This window comes from Mycobacterium sp. NGS62 (genome assembly GCF_059812285.1).
Genome location: NZ_JCALCK010000067.1, coordinates 1 through 1,196 on the forward strand (window position 1 = coordinate 1; position 1,196 = coordinate 1,196).

Consider the following 1,196-nt stretch of genomic DNA (forward strand, 5'->3'; position numbering starts at 1 on the left):
CTCGCTGTTTGAGATCCGCCGGTTGTAGGTGGGCCCCTTCCAGGCTCCGGGTGTCAGTGTCCGGAAGCACTTGAAAGGGGCCGCGCCTCAGATGCTCGCATGGGAGTTGGTTGTGGAAGCAGAAGCATTACGTAAGCAGGGCTGGACGATCAGCGCGATCGCCCGCCATCTGGGGGTCACCCGGGTGACGGTGCGCCAGTACCTGTCAGGAGAACGCACTCCGGGGGTGCGGGCCAGCTCGGCGCCCGACCCGTTCGCCGAGTATGTCGAATACTGTCGGCTGCGGCTGGCGGCCGATCCGCATCTATGGGCCACCACGTTGTTCGACGAGGTCACCGCGCTGGGCTATACGGGATCGTATCCCTCGTTCACCCGGGCGATCCGCGAGCGCGCGCTGCGCCCGGTGTGCGCGGCGTGCAAGCAGAACCGCAGCCTCGATCGGGGGGTGATTGAGCACCCGCCGGGCGATGAAACCCAATGGGACTACCTGGAATTGCCCGATCCGCCGGCCGGATGGGGCTGGGGCAAGACAGCCTATGTGCTGATCGGGACACTGCCGCACTCGAGCCGCTGGCGCGGCTGGCTGGCCGAGTCGACCGATCAGCCACACCTGGTGGAAGGCCTGGATGCGGTGGCTCGCCGGTTGGGCGGGCTGACCCGGCGGTGGCGCTTTGACCGGATGTCGACGGTGGCCCAGCCGCAGTCCGGGCGCATGCAGGTGTCCTTTGGTCCCATCGCCCGCCATTATTCGGTCGGCATCGACCTATGCCCGGCCTATCACCCGTGGCGCAAAGGCGGGGTGGAGAAGGCCGCCGGGGTGATCGCCCAACGCTGGTGGCGCACCTTGGGCGACGAGGTGACCCAAGACGAGGCCCAGGCCGCCCTGGATCGGCTGTGCGTGCGCCTGGATAACCGCAAACGGGTCCACGACGGCATCACCACCACGGTGGGGGCGCTGGCCGACGCGGAGGGATTACGCCCGGTACCCGCGCAATACCCAGCGGTGCTGGAAGTGGGGCGCACGGTGGCCAACCAGGCGCGAATTTCGTTTCGCGGCAACAGCTATTCGGTGCCCCCCGGTCACACCGGGCGGCGGCTGCTGGTGCGTCACCGCCTCGGTGAGTTGTTCTTGGACGTGGTCACCGACACCGGGGTGGTGTTGGCCCGACATCGCCGCGCCCCCGATGGTGCCGGCG

At 68.2% G+C, this 1,196-nt stretch carries 1 protein-coding gene; it reads left to right on the forward strand.

From position 1 onward, the window contains the following. Window positions 1–112: 112 nt before the first annotated feature. The coding region (locus tag AC5Y49_RS24715) for a Mu transposase domain-containing protein (protein ID WP_499892006.1) at window positions 113–1,196 on the forward strand (1,084 nt) is incomplete at its 3' end.